A 17,644-nucleotide genomic window follows, 5' to 3' on the forward strand; every position below is an offset into this window, starting at 1 on the left:
GGGGTTGATTATGGATTTTCCCAACACTCTAACCGGGGTTCAGGGTTACGACCCGCAGGCTGTTGACGCTCTGATGGCTAGAGTGAAAAGACAATACGAGGGTCAGGGGCTCGGCCCGATTTCCGCTGGAATGCTGGTTGAAACAAGGTTTGATTTAGTTGCTGGAGGTTACCAAGTTCAGGCCGTAGATGCGGCCTTGGCAAGGCTTGCAGACACCTTCGAGCTCAGAGAACAATCCGAGCGATTGGCCCGGTTGGGTAAGGGCGTGATTTTAGGTGAACTCGAAATTATGGATACTGAGCTGCAGAGAGTTCTAGGTCTCGGGGCAGTCGGAGCGTTTGATTACGCAAAACGCGGCTACAAAAAGCGCGATGTGAAAAAGGTGCTCCAAATTATTTCGGAATTTGGTGGCTTGGATCGGGTTGATGCTTTCGTGGTGCGCAGTCAGGCGCTCAGGAGGTCTCGTTCCGGTCTTGATAGGGATCAGGTTGATGAGTTTTTGGCTCTTGTAACTGCGGCTTCGACCAGGGCTCGAATCACAGCGTAATTGCCCAAATAGCTATCAACGCATAGGCTTATGGCCGAATAACAAGGAGCTTCATGGGAAGACACTCGGCTAAGCGTGCGAATCGCCGCTCAGCTATCCCTACTTTGGGCTTCTTTTTTGTTGCCGGGTTAGTCATGGTTTCCGCTGTCGATCCTTACTCCGGAAACCTTGCCTCGGCCAGCACAATGCAGGCCTTCGAGCAGGATGACCGCGATAATCAGCAATTAAAAATTGTGCAAGTCGCGGGGGATGGGTTTGACCGTGGCGGATTCGAATTGGTCTCCGGAGCGAAGGCCAGCAAGCTCTTTGTGAATTCTGCCCCTTACCCTTCGCCCGATACCGCCAAGGGCGTAGCTCTCAAGCTGGTAACTGCCAAGGGCTGGGAATACGACCAGTTTTCCTGCTTGGTAAAGCTCTGGGAGCGAGAGAGTAACTGGAGAGTCAATGCGACAAACAGCTCCTCCGGTGCATATGGGATTCCGCAGTCCCTGCCAGCCTCAAAACTCGCCAGCGCCGGAGCCGATTGGCGCACCAACCCGGAGACTCAAATTAAGTGGGGATTGGGTTATATATCGAGTCGCTATAGTTCTCCTTGCGGAGCGTTAGCCCACTCCGATGAGAACAACTGGTACTAAATGAACCCCAATCGCTCTCGAAAGCGCTCAAGGCGGCCCGAGGCGCTAGATCTAGATTTAAATCGGGTTCGCACTTCCATCCCAAAGACCGAGCTAAAGCGCGGTATTGAATTTTCGGTGCAGCAGTCCTCTGGAGGCAATGCTGAAGCCGGCAAGACCTGGATGTGTCCGGTTTGCTCAATTTCCATTGAGCAGGGCCTCACGCACACGGTCGCCTGGGATCTACATCGTGGTGTTGAGACTAGAAGACATTTTCACAACCACTGCTGGAAACTCTTCGATGGGCAGCTACTTTGAGCCAGGAAATCAGGGCAGCCACCGAGCTCCCGGCTATCCGAGAAAATATCGAGCTCCATACGCAAGATGGTGAAGTGTTGGTTGGGGAGCTGGCGATGCCGCTAACGGGGAAACCGGTGGCAACTCTGGTGACTCTTCATCCACTTCCAACCCACGGTGGGTTTATGGATTCGCACATTCTTCGCAAGGCAGCCAATCGTCTTCCCGCGCTAATCAATGTCGCGGTGCTGCGCTTTAACACCAGGGGAACCGAGTCACCCAGGGGTAAATCAACAGGTTCATTTGACTCGGGTAATTCTGAAAAGTTCGATGTTGCGGCTGCGATTCAATTTTGTGAGGATCGTGGTCTTCCAACCCCCTGGCTGATCGGTTGGTCCTTTGGGACCGAACTAGCCATTAGGTATGGACCCGAAAACCATATAATTGGGGCAATTCTTTTATCGCCACCACTTCATCGAGCCACCGAGCAAGACCTAATGGCATGGAATCAGACTCAAAAGCCCCTGATTGCCTTTGTTCCGGAACTCGATGATTACCTCAGACCCCAGGAGGCAGCAATCCGCTTTGGGGTGGTGGATTCGGCCAAGGTGATTGCATTCGATGGTGAAAAGCATCTTTGGGTAGGGGAGTCTGCCACCAAAAGGGTGCTCAACGGTATTGCAGAAATTGTGGCACCGGGCTCGGGGCCATTGCCGACTACTTTTTAGCGCAACTGCTGCTTAGGTATCCAGACTTCACGAACAATTAATAAAACCGAGGCGGCCACCGGAATCGCGATTAGCGCTCCCAGCACTCCAACCAAAGTTCCGCCAATCAGGGCCGCAATAACCACTAGAGCTCCGGGAACAGAAACGGCCCTGCGCATCACTCTTGGGCTCACTAGGTAGGCCTCAAGCTGAAGGTAAATAAGGTAATAAATTCCAACCACGATCGCGGTCTGGGTCCCAGAGACAAAAGAAACGCTGGTCACCAGGATTGCCGATGCGGTGGCACCAACCAGCGGAATCAAGGCCAATAAGAAAGCCACCAGCGATAACAGGAGCGCAAATGGCACTTGCATGATGGTGAGGAATATGAAGAGTGCGATGGCGTGTATCAGCGCGATGGAGGTCTGCCCCATCAGCCAGCGACCCACCGAGAGAGCCACCTGATCGGTTATTTTCCTAAACCGCTCTCGCTTTGATGCTGAAACCAAATTCGCTAGGTAGTCCTTCATTGGTTCAAGTGAAGCCATGAAGTAAAGAGTCAAGATAACGACAATGACAAAGCCAACTAAGCCCGAGATGATTCCAATGCCGACCTGCAAAAGCCCGCCCGCTAATGCCGGCCAGTTATCGCTATTTGTAATAAAGGTGATTGCGGAGTCCGTAGCCTGAGTGATTCCACCACCGAGTTGGTCATCGAGGCGTGAAACCAAATTCGTAGACACTAGGGTCTCTGCAATGGCGGGAATGCGTTCAACTAGTTTCCCAGCCTCGGTTACAGCGGTTGGCAAAATAGCCCAAACCAAAAGTGCTACCGTGCCCAAGAATCCGGTCACAACAATGGCCACCGCCAGCGGCCTAGGCAAACTTGCTTTCCTAAGCGCCCTGATCAAGGGGTCCAGTCCCAGAGCCAGAAACAGTGAGATGCCCACGTAGGTCAAGATTGTCGCGATCTGCTGGAACGCGCCACCCAATACAATCGCGACCAATACACCCAAGCCACCGAGGAGCCCGATCTGAAATGGGTTAGATAATCTAGTGCGCTGTTCCATGATCTCTCCCTTGATTCAATTGCTCAGTTACCAAGTTACGCAGGTTTTCAAGATATGTCTCGATAGCCGCCGTTTGATTTTGCAAGAGGGTGATATTTTGCTCGGCCTTGCGCTCGATGTCCTTAGCGTTGAGATTCGCTAGTTGAGTCAAGTTTCGGCTCTCGATCTGGGCTGCGTGCAGCAGGGCCTCCGCCTGATCTCTGGCCTCTTGCAAAATTGTGCGCTGCGAGCTCGCGGCCTGCAACTCAAGGGTCTCGATCTCAAGGCGCAGTCCTGCAATGCTCTGGTTGAGACCGGATAGGTCGGCGATTGCGCTTTCTAGGTAGCCTTGGGTGGTGGCTACGGCCTCCTGGTGTTTGGTTTGATACTCCTGCTCGGCGTCTAGTCGACGAGCCGCCAGGGCGGCCTCGAGCTTAGCCTGCTGTTTTTCTTTTAGTTTCCCCTGAAGGTCCAAATCGTTGGTTATGAGGTTCACTTTTGCAGCATAGTCGGCTTCGAGTTTTGCGCTCAGCAAGTCTATTTCGCGCTTGGTGGTTGCCCGCAGGGCCGCTACTTCAGTAGCGGCAAGTCCTCTGGCTTGGGCATTCTGAATTTCATTGGCGCGGGTGAGGCTTTGCGAATCTTTGGTTGCTTGCTCAAGAATCTGCTTTGCCTCTGATTCGGCAATATTCAGGATTCTTGAGGCTCTCCGATTTGCCTCAATGATTGTCGCCTCGTAGTTCGACTCGGCCTGATCTCCCAGTTCAACGGCGGCCAGTTCTGCCCTCGCAGTTATTTGCTGAGCGACTATTTGGGAATTTTGTTCTAACTCGGTTGCGATCAGCTGGGCATTTGAGAGAATCATGGCGGCTTTGGACCCCAGGGCAGCGAAGTTTGGTTTCTCGGTTTGACTAACGGTTAGCTGGGCTTCTTCCAGGCTGGCCAGGGCGTTTTTGAGTGCGGTTTGAGATTCCACGGTTAGCTCATTGAGACGAACCAGTTCGGAATTTATTTCGTTTATTTCACGCTCAACCATCGCAGGGTCGTAACCTTTGCGAACTATTTCAAAGCGATTGAATTCTTGCGGCAAGGCGGGTCCTTTGTAGCCTGTGGGTAAACTTGTGAAGGCTAACAAAGTCTACCTATGAGGAACCCCTATGCGTTTATGGCTAGCAATCACCACCTTCTGCTTGGGCCTGGTGCTCACCGCAGTGGGATTGGTCAGTCAGCTAGACAACCGACCCTTGGATATGATCATTGCCAATCAGAGCATTGAGCAGCAAACCAACTTTGTGATGATTCCCAACAACGTGCTCACTTCATATGCCGGGGAGGTCCGCGTGAGAGCCGAGCAAAGCGGACAGGTCTTTTTAGGGGCCGCTCGTCAATCGGATATCGAGGCTTGGCTTGGAAACACTCAGTTCACCAGGCTCGCTCTAAGAGTTAACCCACAAACCGAGACTGTGCAGCTCGCCGAGCTCGAAATCCCAGGTGATGGCGAATTGGCAGATCCGGTCGGCTCGGATATTTGGCGGGATTTTTCTCTTGAGCAAGATGTGGCAAGCCTAATAATCCCGGAGGGGAATGAAACAGCTTTGCTAATCGCAACAACCGGTTTTGAGTTGGCCCCGCGTGAGGTTCGCGTGATTTGGGACTTGCCGAACGAGCCAAATCCAGTGGCTCCGATCGTGCTGATTGGTCTGATTTTGATGCTCATTGGAGCGGGATTGGCGGTTTGGGCCTTTTGGTATTACAACAAGCATTCCCGCCCAACCAGGCGCAAGGGCCCCAAGCCACCAAGACGCGGTGGCAGAATTAAGGTTCTCTCTCAGGCTGGCCCCGGTCCAGTGAGTGAGAGAAGGGCAGCCCGTGGAGCTGGATTTATAGCCCTTTTGTTGACCCCGGTGCTTCTGGCGGGCTGCGCCCCGGAATACATTTCTCCAGTTTTGAACCCGAGTCCATCTGCCGCCTCTGACATTCTCACCCCGGTGATGACTAAATCTCAACTGGAGAGAATTCTTAACGAAATTGTCTTAGCGGTAGCGGCTTCGGATCAGAATCTGGATCGAGAGAGTCTTGAGGCGAGAGTGGATGGCCCAGCTCTGATTGTTAGGCGATCTGCTTACAACCTGGCTCGCAAAAAAGACGATGGCTCTGGTCCTGAGCCGATTCTTGCTTCCCCCATTCAGCTTTTTTTACCCTCCGCAACTGATACCTGGCCGCGCTCGGTAATGGTGGTGACTGGTGCTGATGATCGATTGCAGCTATTGGTGCTTAGGCAAGACAGCGTCAGAGATAGTTTTAGGCTTTACCAATACATGGACCTATTGCCCGACACCGTATTTCCCGAGGTAGCGGCTGAAACCGTGGGGGCTAATGCCGTGAAGCCGGACAGCCGATTCTTGCAAGTTGCCCCGGAGGTTTTGCCGGAGGCCGTTGGAGGGCTGCTGAATGAAGGGCTTGACTCACCTTGGGCAAGTGTGCTGGATGGCGAGAATCAATACATAGTTGATGTGTCTGCCGTGCAACGCGGCCTAGCCGAAACTCTAAGCAATGCGAACGTTGATTTTGCTCACGCTCTCTCTAATGATGCGCCGGTGCTTTTGGCCACTGTGGATGGAGGTGCGCTGGTTGGTCTTTATATGACCGATACCTACACGATAATTCCAAAGCTGCCCGGGGATGCGGTGGCCATTTCGGGGGATGAAGCCATCATGCTCGGCACTGGTGGCTCTGCCACTGGGATTGAAACCCGCTACGGCGCAATGCTCCTGTTTCATGTTCCGATTGCCGGTTCCGATGCCAGAGTTACGCTTTTGGGTGCGACCCAACAACTTCTAACCGCTATAACCCTTGGAGTCCGATGACGAATTTTGGCGCAGCATTTGATCTTTCAGCCCTTTCCGCAAAACCAGTGGGTGGATTAACGGTAGCCGGCTGGCTGGTGCGGGCCGACGAGGCCACTCTGCGTTCCTACCTCAAGCTATCCGAGAGCGCCCCGGTGCTAATGCTGATTTCCGATGCCAGCGAGGAATCCCTCAGGGTAAGAACCCTCTTGGCGGAGATTCTTTCTAAATCCGAGGGCCGTTTCGCGGGATTGGAAGTTGACCTAGTGGCGAACCCTGAACTAGCGCAGGCGGTGGGGATCAACCAGGCCCCCGCGATGTTGGCAATTTTAGCCGGCCAGCCCGCACCCTTATTCAAGGGCGAAGCTACTCAGGAGCAAATCCTAAAAGTTTTGCAGCAGGTTTTAGAGCTTGCGAAGCAGAACAGCCTGACGGCGAGGTTCTCGATAGGAGCTCCGCCCAAGGCCGAACCAGAACTTTCTCCTGAGCACCAAAGTGCCTATGAGGCGATTGAGCGTGGTGACCTTGAAGGTGCCAAGCTCATCTATGAAAAGCTCACTGTGGAATATCCCAAGGACAACGACGCCATCGCTGGGCTTGCCCAGGTTGAACTAATGATCAGGATGCAACTCGAACCTGGGCTGGATCCTTTGAACCAGGTCTTATTTGCGGCTGACCAGGCTTTTCTCGCCGGAGATTCGGCTGGGTCCTTTGGACTATTGCTGGATAGGTTCGCCGAAGACTTCGAGAATCGCGAAGCCATTAGAGATCGACTGATATCGCTTTTTGTGGTGGTTGGGGATGTTCATCCTGAGGTGCTGGCGGCCCGAAAGCGGCTGAGCATGCTGATGTTTTAGGTCAGCACGAACCAAATTGCCCCCAGCGGTGGGACGCTAATCCGGGCCGACTGGCCATGACCATTATGCGAAATTGGTTCTGTAATAACTGCCCCAAAATTCCCGACCCCGCTGCCCCCATAGGCTTCTGAATCGGTATTAATCAGTTCTTGCCAAGTACCCGGGCTGGGGAGGCCGATTCGAAAATCATGCTGCGGATTGGGGGAGAAGTTCACCACGACCGCCATTGGGTTTCCTGCCTTATCGAATCGAAGAAAACTCAGAATGTTTTGATCAGCATTGCCGCCGTCAATCCACTGGAAGCCCTCGGGCTGATGGTCCAGCTCCCATAGGGCTGGGTTTTTTAGGTACTGCCGATTTAGGTCGGAAACCAATTTTTGCATCCCCTGATGGGGGGCATGCTCCAATAACCACCAATCTAGCTCCCTCGACTCCGACCACTCTGAAGGTTGCGCAAATTCCTGACCCATAAACAAGAGTTTTTTGCCCGGGTGTGACCACATAAAAGCTAAATAGCTGCGCATATTTGCCAGTTTTTGCCAGTGATCGCCGGGCATCTTGCTTAGTAGTGAGCCTTTGCCATGAACTACTTCATCGTGGCTGATTGGCAATACAAATTTCTCGTCGTAGGCGTAGAGCATCGAGAAGGTGATCTCTCCATGGTGATATTTTCGATACATCGGGTCACGCTGGATGTATTCCAAAGAATCATGCATCCAGCCCATATTCCACTTAAACCCAAACCCTAGCCCACCTCGATCGGTGGGTTCCGATACTCCCGGGAAGGCGGTCGATTCTTCCGCAATCATCATGATTCCGGGGTTTCTTTTATAAGCGGTGGCATTGGTTTCTTGCAAGAACCTAATGGCATCCAGATTCTCCCGACCACCGAATTCATTCGGGAGCCAGTCTCCGTCCTTGCGGCTGTAATCCAGATAGAGCATGGAGGCTACGGCGTCGACTCTCAGGCCGTCGACATGAAACTCTTCGAGCCAGTAGTTCGCATTGGCAACTAAAAAGTTGCGAACCTCGGTGCGGCCGAAGTTGAAAACGTGGGTTCCCCAGTCTGGTTGGTCTCCCCGTCTTGGGTCGGCATCTTCATAAAGCGCCTCACCATCAAAACGAGCAAGAGCCCAGTCGTCTTTTGGAAAGTGGCCGGGAACCCAATCCAGAATCACACCGATATTGGCGTTATGTAGCTCGTCTATCAAAAACCGCAGGTCGTCAGGCGTTCCAAAACGCGCGGTCGGTGCGTAATACCCGGTTACTTGGTAACCCCAACTTCCCCCGAACGGATGCTCCGCTAGCGGCATGAATTCCACGTGTGTAAATCCAAGCTCGCGAACATAGGCGATGAGTTTTGGTGCGACCTCTTTGTAGTTCTTTATCGCACTCCAAGACCCTAGGTGGAGCTCGTAGGTGCTCATGGGAGCCTTGAGGGCGTCGGTATTGGCACGCTTGGCCAACCAGGCTTGATCTCGCCATTGATATTTGGATTGAGTAACTACTGAGCTAGTGGCCGGGGGAGTTTCGGTCCGCTGTGCCATTGGGTCAATCTTGGTTAGCCAGTTGCCATTTTTAGTCTTAATCTGGAATTTATAAAGCGCCCCCGAGCCAACTCCTGGAATAAAGAGCTCCCATACTCCCGAGCTACCCATCGAGCGCATGGGGTAACAAGTGCCATCCCAAGAATTGAAATCCCCCACCACTTTTACGGCGACCGCATTCGGGGCCCATAAAGTGAAAGCCACCCCACTGGTGTCTCCGAGTGAGTCCTTGGAGCTAATCAATCGAGCACCGAGAGCTTTCCAGAGCTCCTCGTGCCGGCCCTCAGTAATCAGATGAAGATCTAGCTCTCCAATTGTCGGGTCCTTGCTGTAAGAATCGCTAGTGAGCCAATCGGGCGCATTTTCATAAACGGCCCTAATTCTAAAATCACTCGGAGCGCTGCCTTTTTGGCTGAGCTCCCAAACTCCGGCTTCTTGGTGAGTGAGCTCGAACCTTTCGGTAGCAGTTTCGAGCCAGACACTTTTTGCAAAGGGCCTGAGGGCTCGATGTCGCCAAGTTCCTTGCAGGACCTGAATCCCAAGGATTTCATGAGGATTGTGATGAGAACCCTCGGCGAGTTCTTGAAATTCGCGCTTCATCGCAAAACTTTAAGAATATGGGCAGGTTCGGTAAATGAATCTAGCTTCACGTAGTTGTGTTCACCGAAATTGAATTCGGCTCCGGTAATTAGGTCCACCACCAAGAATTCACCAGAAACCCCAAGTTCGCTGAGGTCCAGGTGAATTCTGGTCTCTCTTATCGAATGCGGGTCCGTATTGCAGATAACCAAAATGGTGTTTGCCTCACCACCATTATGTTCGGCAGCTAGGTGCTTGGAGTAGACCAGGATTTCCGAATCATCAGATTGATGAATCCTGAGATTGCGCAGCTGACCTAGGGCAGGGTTGGCTTTCCGAATTTGATTTAGTAGCTTCACCCTTGGCATTAGCGAGGCCGGGTCTTCGGTCGCAGGCCAGCTTCGCAGCTTGATCTCAAATTTTTCGCTGTCAATGTTCTCTTCGGCCCCGGGCCTGGCTACCGACTCGTAAAGTTCAAACCCGGCATACATTCCCCAGCTAGCGCCTGAAGTGGCGGCGATGGTGGCACGAATCTTGAACGCGGGCTTGCCCCCAAATTGCAGATACTGAGTCAGAATGTCAGGGGTATTGACCCATAGGTTTGGCCTCAGAAAGTCAGCCGAATCGCTTGCCAATTCTGTTAGGTATTCAGCTAGCTCGGTTTTTGAATTCCGCCAGGAGAAATAGTTATAACTCTGCTGGAAGCCGATTTTCCCAAGGGCGTGCACCATGGCGGGCCTTGTGAAGGCTTCGGCTAAAAATATGACTTCGGGGTTTTTTTGATTAACCTCTTTGATTAGTCGTTCCCAGAAGCTAACGGGCTTGGTGTGTGGGTTGTCCACTCGAAAAATATAAACTCCCAAACCAATCCACTTGGTCATAATCCTTAGAACCTCTTGGTAAATACCCTCCGGATCGTTATCAAAATTAATCGGGTAAATGTCTTGATATTTCTTCGGCGGGTTTTCGGCATAAGCGATTGTTCCATCGGCCAATCTCGTAAACCACTCCGGGTTCGATTTCACCCACGGATGATCGGGGGAGGCCTGCAGGGCTAGGTCGAGAGCGATTTCGATATTGAGTTTTTTTGCGGCCTGCAAGAAGGCTTTAAAATCTTTTTCGGTTCCAAGTTCTGGATGAATCGAGTCGTGACCACCGGATTCGTTCCCGATAGCCCAGGGTGAGCCAGGGTCTTTGGTTGATGCGTTCAAAGTGTTGTTCGGCCCCTTGCGATGGGCGCTACCAATTGGGTGAATTGGTGGTAGATATAAGACCTCGAAGCCCATCTCGTGCACTCGCTGCAGAGACTTTATGGCGGTTTTGAAGTTGCCCGAGGTTATTGAGCCATCTTTATTTTTGATAGCTCCTTCGGATCTTGGAAAAAATTCGTACCAGCTTCCAGCTCCAGCGAGTTTTCGCTCGCACAAAACCTCAACTGGATCACTCAGAGTCTCAAGGCTCCTTAGCGGATGGGAATTCGCCAGTTCGCGCAGGCCTTGCTGCAGAGTCTTCTCTAGCCGCTGAGCCGGGGTCAGCGCTTGGTCCTGCAGGGTTTTTTTGTGCTCTTGAAGGCTTTTTTTGGCCTTGCTGTCATCGGCGCCGAGTCGCTCCATAAGAACTAAACCCTCAAGCATCATGAGTTCTTGATCTACCCCGGCCGCAAGTTTCAGTTGAGTGTTATGCAACCAGGTTTCAAATTCGTCCGCACTAGCCGCAACCCGGTAGCTATAACTGCCAAGTTCCTCTAGTGCTAGCTTTATTTGCCACTGATCTTTACCGGGAGAACCCTCGCTCATCGAAATGCGGCGAGTTTTGCCGCTGGGGGAGGTCAGTAGGAGTTCGACAGATATTAGATCGTGACCCTCGCGAAACGCCACTGCGCCAAACTCAATAACTTCGCCCAAAAAAGCCTTTACAGGGTATTTCCCCGCATCCACCACCGGCCAGGTCTTAGTTACTGGGATGCGTCCGATTTTTGATTGGTAATTGCCCACAATCACAATTTAGTGAAAGTTTTTGACTAATGACCTGAATAACCCCAAAAGGTTATTGATTCTAAAGAACTTGGCACATTTAGTGAATTAAAAAAAGCTGCATGCTTGTTGCGCTCATGTTGATATTCGACCCGGCGCCAAAGTGGGCTTCTTCTAGTGGCGGCGTCTCCAGCGAGCTGTCCCAGAGCAATTCAAAGCTAGTGACATCTTCTGGTGAGGGGAGAATTATGCTTTTTGTTTTTTCGGACCCACTGATTACTAAGAGCAAACCCTCCTTGGAGCCATCCTGGTTTTGGTTGTAGCTCAGGCGTTGCAGGGTGCGGCGCTCTTGGTTGTGCCAGTCATCGACGCTCATCAGATCTCCCAAAGCACTAAACCAGAGCATTTGATCGAGCTCAGAGGTGGGTGGGGAGAGCGTGGTGAACTGCCGAGGCCTGAGGGCGGGGTATTTTTTTCTCAGAGCAATCAGGTGAACCACTGTTTTTTCAAAATCAAGTTGTTCCCCGCTTGGAGAAAAGTCGAGCCAGCTGATGGCATTGTCTTGGCAGTAGGCATTGTTGTTGCCATTTTGAGTCTTTAGCCGCTCGTCTCCGGCTGCAATCATCGGCACACCCGCGGATAGCAGCAGTGTTCCCATCAGGTTTCTAGCGGCTTTACGTCTTTGGGCATTTACTGATTCATCGTTGGTAACACCCTCGGGGCCGTGATTAAAGCTCGAATTATTATTTGCACCATCACGGTTGTGCTCGCCATTATCCGCATTTTGTTTAGCGTCATAACTCACAAGATCATTGAGGGTAAAGCCGTCGTGGGCGGTTATAAAGTTCACGCTTTTTAGCGGCGAACCTTGCTTCATGATCTCCTGAGAGCCCGATATCATCCCGGCAAGTTCCTGCACCCCGTTATTGTGCTGGCCTTGTTGCCTGGCCCTAGAGACGTCGCTAAGCCAAAACTTTCTTACCGAATCTCGGTACTTATCGTTCCACTCTGAAAACCCAGGGGCAAAGTTTCCGGTTTGCCAGCCGCCAAGACCGACATCCCAGGGCTCCACTATTAGCTTCGTGTTTCTAATAACCGGATCTATTTGCATTCGATCTAATAACGGATGCGTTTTATCGAAGTTGTTGTGCTCGTCGCGAGCGAGTGTTGTGGCCAGGTCGAACCTGAAGCCATCGATCTGGTATTCGCTGGCCCAGTATCTAAGCGAATCAAGGGTCAACCGCTGAACCATCGGGTTTGAAAAATCAAAGCTATTGCCACAACCGGTTGTGTCGTGGTAATTGCCCTCATCGTCCTGGCGGTAATAACTGGAGTTATCTAAGCCTCGATAGGAGTAGGTCAAACCCTTGTGACCCCCTTCGGCGCTGTGGTTATAAACCACATCCATCAACACTTCTATGCCCGCGCGGTGTAACTCTCTTATTGCCGTCTTGAGCTCGAGCGCAATCGCCTCCGGACCCGCATCTCGATTGGCCCGAGAGGCGTAACGCATGTGAGGGGTGAAAAAGTTGATGGTGTTGTAGCCCCAGTAATTCAGTAATCCCAGATTCACTAGTCGCGGCTCCGAGATATAAGCCTGAATTGGTAAAAGCTCTATCGCAGTGATGCCTAAGTTCAAAAGGTAATTTATGGTTGCCGGGTGACCAAGAGCCGCATAGGAACCTCTTATCTCGGGATCAATATTCGGGTTGATTCGAGTGAGACCCCTGAGGTGGGCTTCATAGATGATTGTTTCACTGAGCGCGGTTCCTGGTTTTTTAACCCCTTGCCAATCGAAGTCTTGGGAAACCGCAACGCAGTGGTAATCCTTGGGGTTCTCCCTAATCAGCCCCTTGGCGTAGGGATCCAACAAATTTCTGTCTTTATCAAAAGCGTGCCTCGGACCTTCTGGTCCGGCTGCGCGAAGAACGTACTTAATACCAGGCAAAAAACGTTCGTCGGATAACGAAAAAATCCCGGCATCCGCTTTTGCCAAAGGAATTTTGTGAATCACCCTGCTGGAATCCTCGGGATCCAAGATGTTGACAGAGATTTCGGTAGCCGAATCTGACCAGACGCCGAAAGTGCCGACGCCCTCCATCAGGGACATGCCCAATTGGGCAGTGTCGCTTTTGAGTTCGGGGTTTAACATTTCCATGGCCGAGATAAGAATACTTGGGGATCTTTAGCCCCTCCTGCAATTAAGCTTTATTCCATGTCCATATTTTTGGACCATGCCGCCACTTCGCCGCTTCGGCCAGAGGCCATGGTCGCTCTTGAAAAAGCCCTTGGGGTCTTGGGAAACCCCTCCAGCGTGCACTCTGACGGTCAACGCACTCGGGCCATTTTAGAAGATGCCAGGGATCAAATATCTAAAGCCGCCGATTGCAATCGCAGCGAAGTCATTTTCACCTCTGGAGGCACCGAGAGCAATAACGAGGCAATCAAGGGCCTCTACTGGGAAGCTCATAATAAGGACCCACAAAAAAATCTAATCGTCACTTCCGCTGCAGAGCACCATGCTGCGTTAGACCCCGCACTTTGGTTGGCAGCCGAACAAGGAGCCGAGATTCACTTCGTGGAGTTGGCGGCAAACGGGATGCTAGCCATCGACTCACTTGAAGAATTTATTAGATCCAATAGCCCAAGAATCGCTCTGATCAGCTTGATCTGGGTTAATAATGAAACCGGTGTGATCACCGATGTGCCAAGGATTGCCAAATTAGCAAAAGAGCTTGGTATCGCGATGCATAGCGACGCGGTAGCGGCTTTTGGCAACATTCCGCTGTCTTTTAAGGATTCGAACCTTACCTCGATGGCCATTTCCGGCCATAAGGTCGGTGCCCCGATTGGGGTTGGGGCCTTGATAGTTGCCAGAAGCGCAAAGCCAGCATCTTTATTGCATGGTGGTGGCCAAGAGCGCGGACTGCGCTCTGGAACTATGAACTACCCGCTTGCGGCAGCTTTCGCGGCTGCTGCAAGCGCAGCTCAATTAGACCTGGCGCCCAGAGAGCAGAGGCTGGTGGGATTGCGAGATCACTTGGAGCGCGAGGTCTTAGGGGCCATCCCAAGTGCCCTGAGAACAGCTCCGGGCGCGAATCGGGTGCCACATAATGCTCACTTAATTTTTGATGGCGTGCAAAGCGATTCACTTTTGTTTTTGCTTGATCAGCGCGGCATAAGCGTTTCGGCGGGAAGCGCCTGCCAAGCCGGGGTTCTAGCGCCTTCGCACGTGCTCTTGGCTATGGGTTATTCAGAGGCTCAGGCCGCGGCTTGCCTGCGCATCACGCTTGGCCGAACCACTACTCAAAGCGATGTGGATGCTTTTATTGAGGCCATTGTTCCGTGTTTTGAGCAATCACTTCTTGCTGGGCTTTCCTCCAGGGCTATTTAGAAATTAGACTTTGAACATGCGTATCTTGGCGGCAATGAGTGGTGGAGTCGATTCGGCGGTTGCTGCCGCGCGAGCTGTGGAAGCTGGTCATGAAGTTGTGGGGGTGCATCTTGCGCTTTCAAGGATGCCCGGAACCCTAAGAACTGGCTCCCGCGGCTGTTGCACGATTGAAGATTCGATGGACGCTCAAAGAGCGGCTAACACACTGGGTATCCCGTATTACGTTTGGGATTTCTCCGAAAGATTCAAGCTTGATGTGGTGGATAATTTTGTCGCCGAGTATCAGGCGGGCAGAACACCGAATCCCTGCATGCGCTGTAACGAGAGAATTAAATTCGCTGCCCTTTTAGAAAAAGGTTTGGCCTTGGGTTTTGACGCGGTTGCAACCGGCCACTACGCCAGCATCAAAGAGGATGAAGAAGGCAACTTGGAGCTTCACCGGTCTTTAGCCATGGCCAAAGACCAAAGCTATGTGCTCGGAGTTCTAAATAAAGATCAGCTCCGACACTCCTATTTCCCACTTGGGGCGACCGCGTCTAAGGATTTGATTCGCCAAGAGGCCGCGGATCGAGGTCTTTCGGTCGCTCAAAAACCGGATAGCTATGATATCTGTTTCATACCCGAAGGCGACACCAGGGATTGGCTCAAAGAATTCGTTCCATCCGAACCCGGCACCATCTTGGATCAAGACGGGAATCAAATCGGTGAGCATGATTCTCACGTTGGATTCACCATTGGTCAGCGCAAGGGTCTGAACCTTGGCAGACCAGCCAAAGATGGCAAACCGCGTTACGTGTTAGAGATCAGACCGATTACCAAAGAAATCATCGTTGGCCCGGAAGAGGCGTTGCAGATTTCAGAACTTTCTGGCACAAGGCTTTCTTGGTGCGGTAAGCCGCCACTGGATCCGAGTATCTTCTTTGACTGCGAGGTGCAGGTGCGGGCCCACGGCGATACTGTTCCAGCCCAGGCTGCCATCATCAACGGCGAGATGATTATTCATCTAAGGGAACCCTTTTACGGTGTAGCACCGGGTCAAACTGCAGTGCTTTACGTTGGTACAAGGGTTCTAGGCCAGGTAACAATTGACAGGACCAAGAGCAAAGCCTCGGTAAGTGTCTAAAGTTTCAGAGCGCGCTGAAGAGCTTCGCAGTCAAATCCAGCGTTATCGCATGGCCTACTACCAAAATAATGAATCCTTGATTCCGGATCACGAATACGACGCCTTGGAAAAAGAACTCAAGGCTCTCGAGCAGAATCACCCTGAACTTATCGACAGTCAAAGCCCCAGCCAAATCGTCGGCGGCAAGGCTGCTGAAGTATTTTCTCCCGTTGAACACCTAGAGCCGATGCTCAGCCTCGATAATGCCTTTTCGAAAGAGGATTTTCTGGCATGGGCTAAGAGAGTTGGGGAAGGCCCGTTTCTTTGTGAGCCCAAGATTGACGGGCTTGCTCTTTGCCTAACCTACGAGCAAGGAGTCCTTACCAGGGCGGCCACCAGGGGAGATGGAGCCGTGGGGGAGGACGTCACCCAGAATGCTCTCACGATCAAAGGAATTCCCCATCGACTGACTGGAACTCATCACCCGGAAGTCATCGAAATTCGCGGGGAGGTCTTTTTTGGTCTGAAGGATTTTGCAAGACTGAACGCCTCTCTTGTACAAGCCGGCAAGCCCGTTTTTGCGAATCCGAGAAACAGCGCTTCGGGCTCACTCAGGCAAAAGGATCCGAGTGTTTCGGCAGCTAGGCCTCTGAGAATGCTGGTGCACGGCTTTGGGGCCTGGCAGGGTAATCTCAAAAGCCAATCCGAGGTCTATGAACTTTTAGCGAGCTGGGGATTGCCCACCACAAAGCGTTATGAGGTCGTGAAAGACGCCGAAGCGGCTTTTGAGTTCATAACGAATTTGGAATCTAGTCGGCATGACGTAGAGCACGAGATAGACGGTGCGGTAATCAAGATTGACTCATTGCAAAATCAGTCGGAGCTTGGCAAGACCTCGAGGGCTCCCAGGTGGGCAATCGCGTATAAATATCCACCCGAGCAGGTGAACACAAAATTGCTGGATATCAGGGTTTCGATTGGCCGAACCGGCAGAGCTACTCCGTTTGCAGTTTTGGCTCCGGTTCTTGTTGCCGGCAGCGAAGTGGAGTTTGCAACCCTTCACAATCAAGACCAGGTCAAGGCCAAGGGCATTCTGATTGGGGATACGGTTTCGATTCGCAAGGCGGGGGATGTCATCCCAGAGATCCTGGGCCCAGTATTGGCACTTCGAGATGGAAGCGAAACGGCGTTTGAAATGCCATTGAATTGCCCAGAATGCGGCCAAAAACTTGCTCGCGCCAGCTCGGCCGATGTTGATCTGCGCTGCCCAAACTCCAAAAGTTGCCCGGCGCAGCTTAGGGAGCGAATCGCTTACATCGGATCCCGAGCGGCTTTAGACATCGAAGCCCTGGGTTACGTATCGGCCGCGGCCCTGACCCAACCCCTTGAACCAAAGATCCCCCCAGTTATTTCAGAGGCAGACCTTTTCGATCTAAAGCTGGAAGACCTTCTACCAATAAGGTCGATGGTGCTAGATCCAGATACCGGTCTTGCTAAACATGATGCGTTGGGAAATCCGAAGATTGTTGATTTTTTTGCACGCAAAGACGGCTCAGCGGGTGAGGTGGCAATCAAACTTCTGGCAAACCTTGAGGAGGCTAAGACCAGAGCGCTTTGGCGCATATTGGTTTCGCTTTCGATTCGCCATGTCGGCCCCGTGGCCGCCAGGGCGCTAACGGAGCACTTCGGGTCTTTGAGCGCAATCTTTGCGGCCAGCGAGTTCGAACTCTCCGAAGTCGCAGGCGTTGGCCCGACTCTTGCCCAGTCGATTAGCGAGTGGTTTTTGATTGATTGGCATAAAGAAATCCTGGAGCGCTGGGAGAAAGCGGGTGTGCAGCTAGCCATTCCCGGACACTTAGGCCCAGGGTCCGCCTCAAAGAATGGAATATTTGCCGGGCTTTCTATTGTGGTCACCGGGAGTCTTGAAACCATGACCCGCGAAGAGGCGGAAGCAGTGATTATCGAGCTTGGAGGTAAGGCCGCCTCTTCGGTATCCAAAAAGACTGCGTTTTTAGTTGCCGGCCCCGGTGCTGGCTCGAAACTTATTAAGGCTCAGGAGCTGGGTGTTGCGGTTATCTCCGAACAGGAATTCCTCCAGCGCACCGCAGGCAATTCAAACTAAACTTGAGAAA

General features: G+C 52.2%; 14 protein-coding genes. 9 read left to right on the plus strand and 5 right to left on the minus strand.

Translation table 11 applies throughout. The features are described from left to right. Nucleotides 1-10 precede the first annotated feature (10 nt). Genes BLP47_RS04625 through BLP47_RS04640 form a run of 4 tightly spaced genes read left to right on the plus strand, consistent with a single transcriptional unit; the run spans nt 11 to nt 2,186 of the window. Nucleotides 11-547, plus strand: coding sequence for a hypothetical protein (locus tag BLP47_RS04625; protein WP_091850817.1), 537 nt, complete (start codon nt 11-13; stop codon nt 545-547). Nucleotides 548-600: 53 nt separating this feature from the next. Further along, entirely contained in the window at nt 601-1,182 is a 582-nt protein-coding gene (locus tag BLP47_RS08460) for a transglycosylase SLT domain-containing protein (RefSeq protein ID WP_157671495.1), read from the plus strand. Continuing rightward, nucleotides 1,183-1,479: a hypothetical protein gene (locus tag BLP47_RS04635; RefSeq protein ID WP_091850820.1), complete on the plus strand. Its 297-nt coding sequence runs from the start codon at nt 1,183-1,185 to the stop codon at nt 1,477-1,479. Continuing rightward, nucleotides 1,476-2,186, plus strand: a complete 711-nt coding sequence (locus tag BLP47_RS04640; protein ID WP_249883269.1) for an alpha/beta hydrolase — start codon at nt 1,476-1,478, stop codon at nt 2,184-2,186. Before BLP47_RS04635 ends, BLP47_RS04640 begins: the two co-directional genes overlap by 4 nt. On the opposite strand, the gene BLP47_RS04645 is transcribed toward BLP47_RS04640, so the two are convergent. Continuing rightward, a complete protein-coding gene (locus BLP47_RS04645; protein ID WP_091850827.1) occupies nt 2,183-3,235 on the minus strand; it encodes an AI-2E family transporter in 1,053 nt (350 codons plus the stop codon). The two genes, BLP47_RS04640 and BLP47_RS04645, sit on opposite strands and share 4 nt — an antisense overlap. Further along, nucleotides 3,219-4,304: a hypothetical protein gene (locus tag BLP47_RS04650; RefSeq protein WP_091850830.1), complete on the minus strand. Its 1,086-nt coding sequence runs from the start codon at nt 4,302-4,304 to the stop codon at nt 3,219-3,221. The genes BLP47_RS04645 and BLP47_RS04650 overlap by 17 nt, the downstream gene beginning before the upstream one ends. A 67-nt stretch (nt 4,305-4,371) precedes the next feature. Between BLP47_RS04650 and BLP47_RS04655 the strand changes: the two genes are divergently transcribed. Both BLP47_RS04655 and BLP47_RS04660 read left to right on the plus strand, forming a co-directional pair. After that, nucleotides 4,372-6,081, plus strand: a complete 1,710-nt coding sequence (locus BLP47_RS04655) for a hypothetical protein (protein WP_091850833.1) — start codon at nt 4,372-4,374, stop codon at nt 6,079-6,081. Further along, nucleotides 6,078-6,917: a tetratricopeptide repeat protein gene (locus BLP47_RS04660; protein WP_091850836.1), complete on the plus strand. Its 840-nt coding sequence runs from the start codon at nt 6,078-6,080 to the stop codon at nt 6,915-6,917. The genes BLP47_RS04655 and BLP47_RS04660 overlap by 4 nt, the downstream gene beginning before the upstream one ends. Here BLP47_RS04660 and glgB read toward each other — a convergent pair. The 3 genes from glgB to glgX form a co-directional block, all read right to left on the minus strand. Beyond that, nucleotides 6,914-9,064: a 1,4-alpha-glucan branching protein GlgB gene (gene glgB / locus BLP47_RS04665; protein WP_091850839.1), complete on the minus strand. Its 2,151-nt coding sequence runs from the start codon at nt 9,062-9,064 to the stop codon at nt 6,914-6,916. The genes BLP47_RS04660 and glgB overlap by 4 nt on opposite strands. Then, nucleotides 9,061-11,037, minus strand: coding sequence for an alpha-1,4-glucan--maltose-1-phosphate maltosyltransferase (locus tag BLP47_RS04670; protein WP_249883271.1), 1,977 nt, complete (start codon nt 11,035-11,037; stop codon nt 9,061-9,063). Before BLP47_RS04670 ends, glgB begins: the two co-directional genes overlap by 4 nt. Before the next feature lie 79 nt (nt 11,038-11,116). Then, a complete protein-coding gene (gene glgX, locus BLP47_RS04675; RefSeq protein WP_091850845.1) occupies nt 11,117-13,174 on the minus strand; it encodes a glycogen debranching protein GlgX in 2,058 nt (685 codons plus the stop codon). Between the two features lie 57 nt (nt 13,175-13,231). Between glgX and BLP47_RS04680 the strand changes: the two genes are divergently transcribed. From BLP47_RS04680 to ligA, 3 genes are read left to right on the plus strand one after another with little or no spacing between them, the layout of a single operon-like run. Further along, a complete protein-coding gene (locus tag BLP47_RS04680; RefSeq protein ID WP_091850848.1) occupies nt 13,232-14,410 on the plus strand; it encodes a cysteine desulfurase family protein in 1,179 nt (392 codons plus the stop codon). Nucleotides 14,411-14,426: 16 nt separating this feature from the next. Continuing rightward, a complete protein-coding gene (mnmA, locus tag BLP47_RS04685) occupies nt 14,427-15,533 on the plus strand; it encodes a tRNA 2-thiouridine(34) synthase MnmA (RefSeq protein ID WP_091850851.1) in 1,107 nt (368 codons plus the stop codon). Next, on the plus strand, nt 15,526-17,634 hold the full coding sequence (gene ligA / locus BLP47_RS04690; RefSeq protein WP_091850854.1) for an NAD-dependent DNA ligase LigA: 2,109 nt from the start codon (nt 15,526-15,528) through the stop codon (nt 17,632-17,634). The genes mnmA and ligA overlap by 8 nt, the downstream gene beginning before the upstream one ends. Nucleotides 17,635-17,644: the final 10 nt, after the last annotated feature.

This window comes from Candidatus Aquiluna sp. UB-MaderosW2red (genome assembly GCF_900100865.1).
Taxonomy (GTDB): Bacteria; Actinomycetota; Actinomycetes; order Actinomycetales; family Microbacteriaceae; genus Aquiluna.

Coding starts and splice junctions, on each gene's coding strand:
- BLP47_RS04625 (WP_091850817.1), top strand. CDS start 11: ATGGATTTTCCCAACACTCTAACCGGGGTTCAGGGTTACGACCCGCAG.
- BLP47_RS08460 (WP_157671495.1), top strand. CDS start 601: ATGGGAAGACACTCGGCTAAGCGTGCGAATCGCCGCTCAGCTATCCCT.
- BLP47_RS04635 (WP_091850820.1), top strand. CDS start 1,183: ATGAACCCCAATCGCTCTCGAAAGCGCTCAAGGCGGCCCGAGGCGCTA.
- BLP47_RS04645 (WP_091850827.1), bottom strand. CDS start 3,235: ATGGAACAGCGCACTAGATTATCTAACCCATTTCAGATCGGGCTCCTC.
- BLP47_RS04655 (WP_091850833.1), top strand. CDS start 4,372: ATGCGTTTATGGCTAGCAATCACCACCTTCTGCTTGGGCCTGGTGCTC.
- BLP47_RS04660 (WP_091850836.1), top strand. CDS start 6,078: ATGACGAATTTTGGCGCAGCATTTGATCTTTCAGCCCTTTCCGCAAAA.
- glgB (WP_091850839.1), bottom strand. CDS start 9,064: ATGAAGCGCGAATTTCAAGAACTCGCCGAGGGTTCTCATCACAATCCT.
- glgX (WP_091850845.1), bottom strand. CDS start 13,174: ATGGAAATGTTAAACCCCGAACTCAAAAGCGACACTGCCCAATTGGGC.
- BLP47_RS04680 (WP_091850848.1), top strand. CDS start 13,232: ATGTCCATATTTTTGGACCATGCCGCCACTTCGCCGCTTCGGCCAGAG.
- mnmA (WP_091850851.1), top strand. CDS start 14,427: ATGCGTATCTTGGCGGCAATGAGTGGTGGAGTCGATTCGGCGGTTGCT.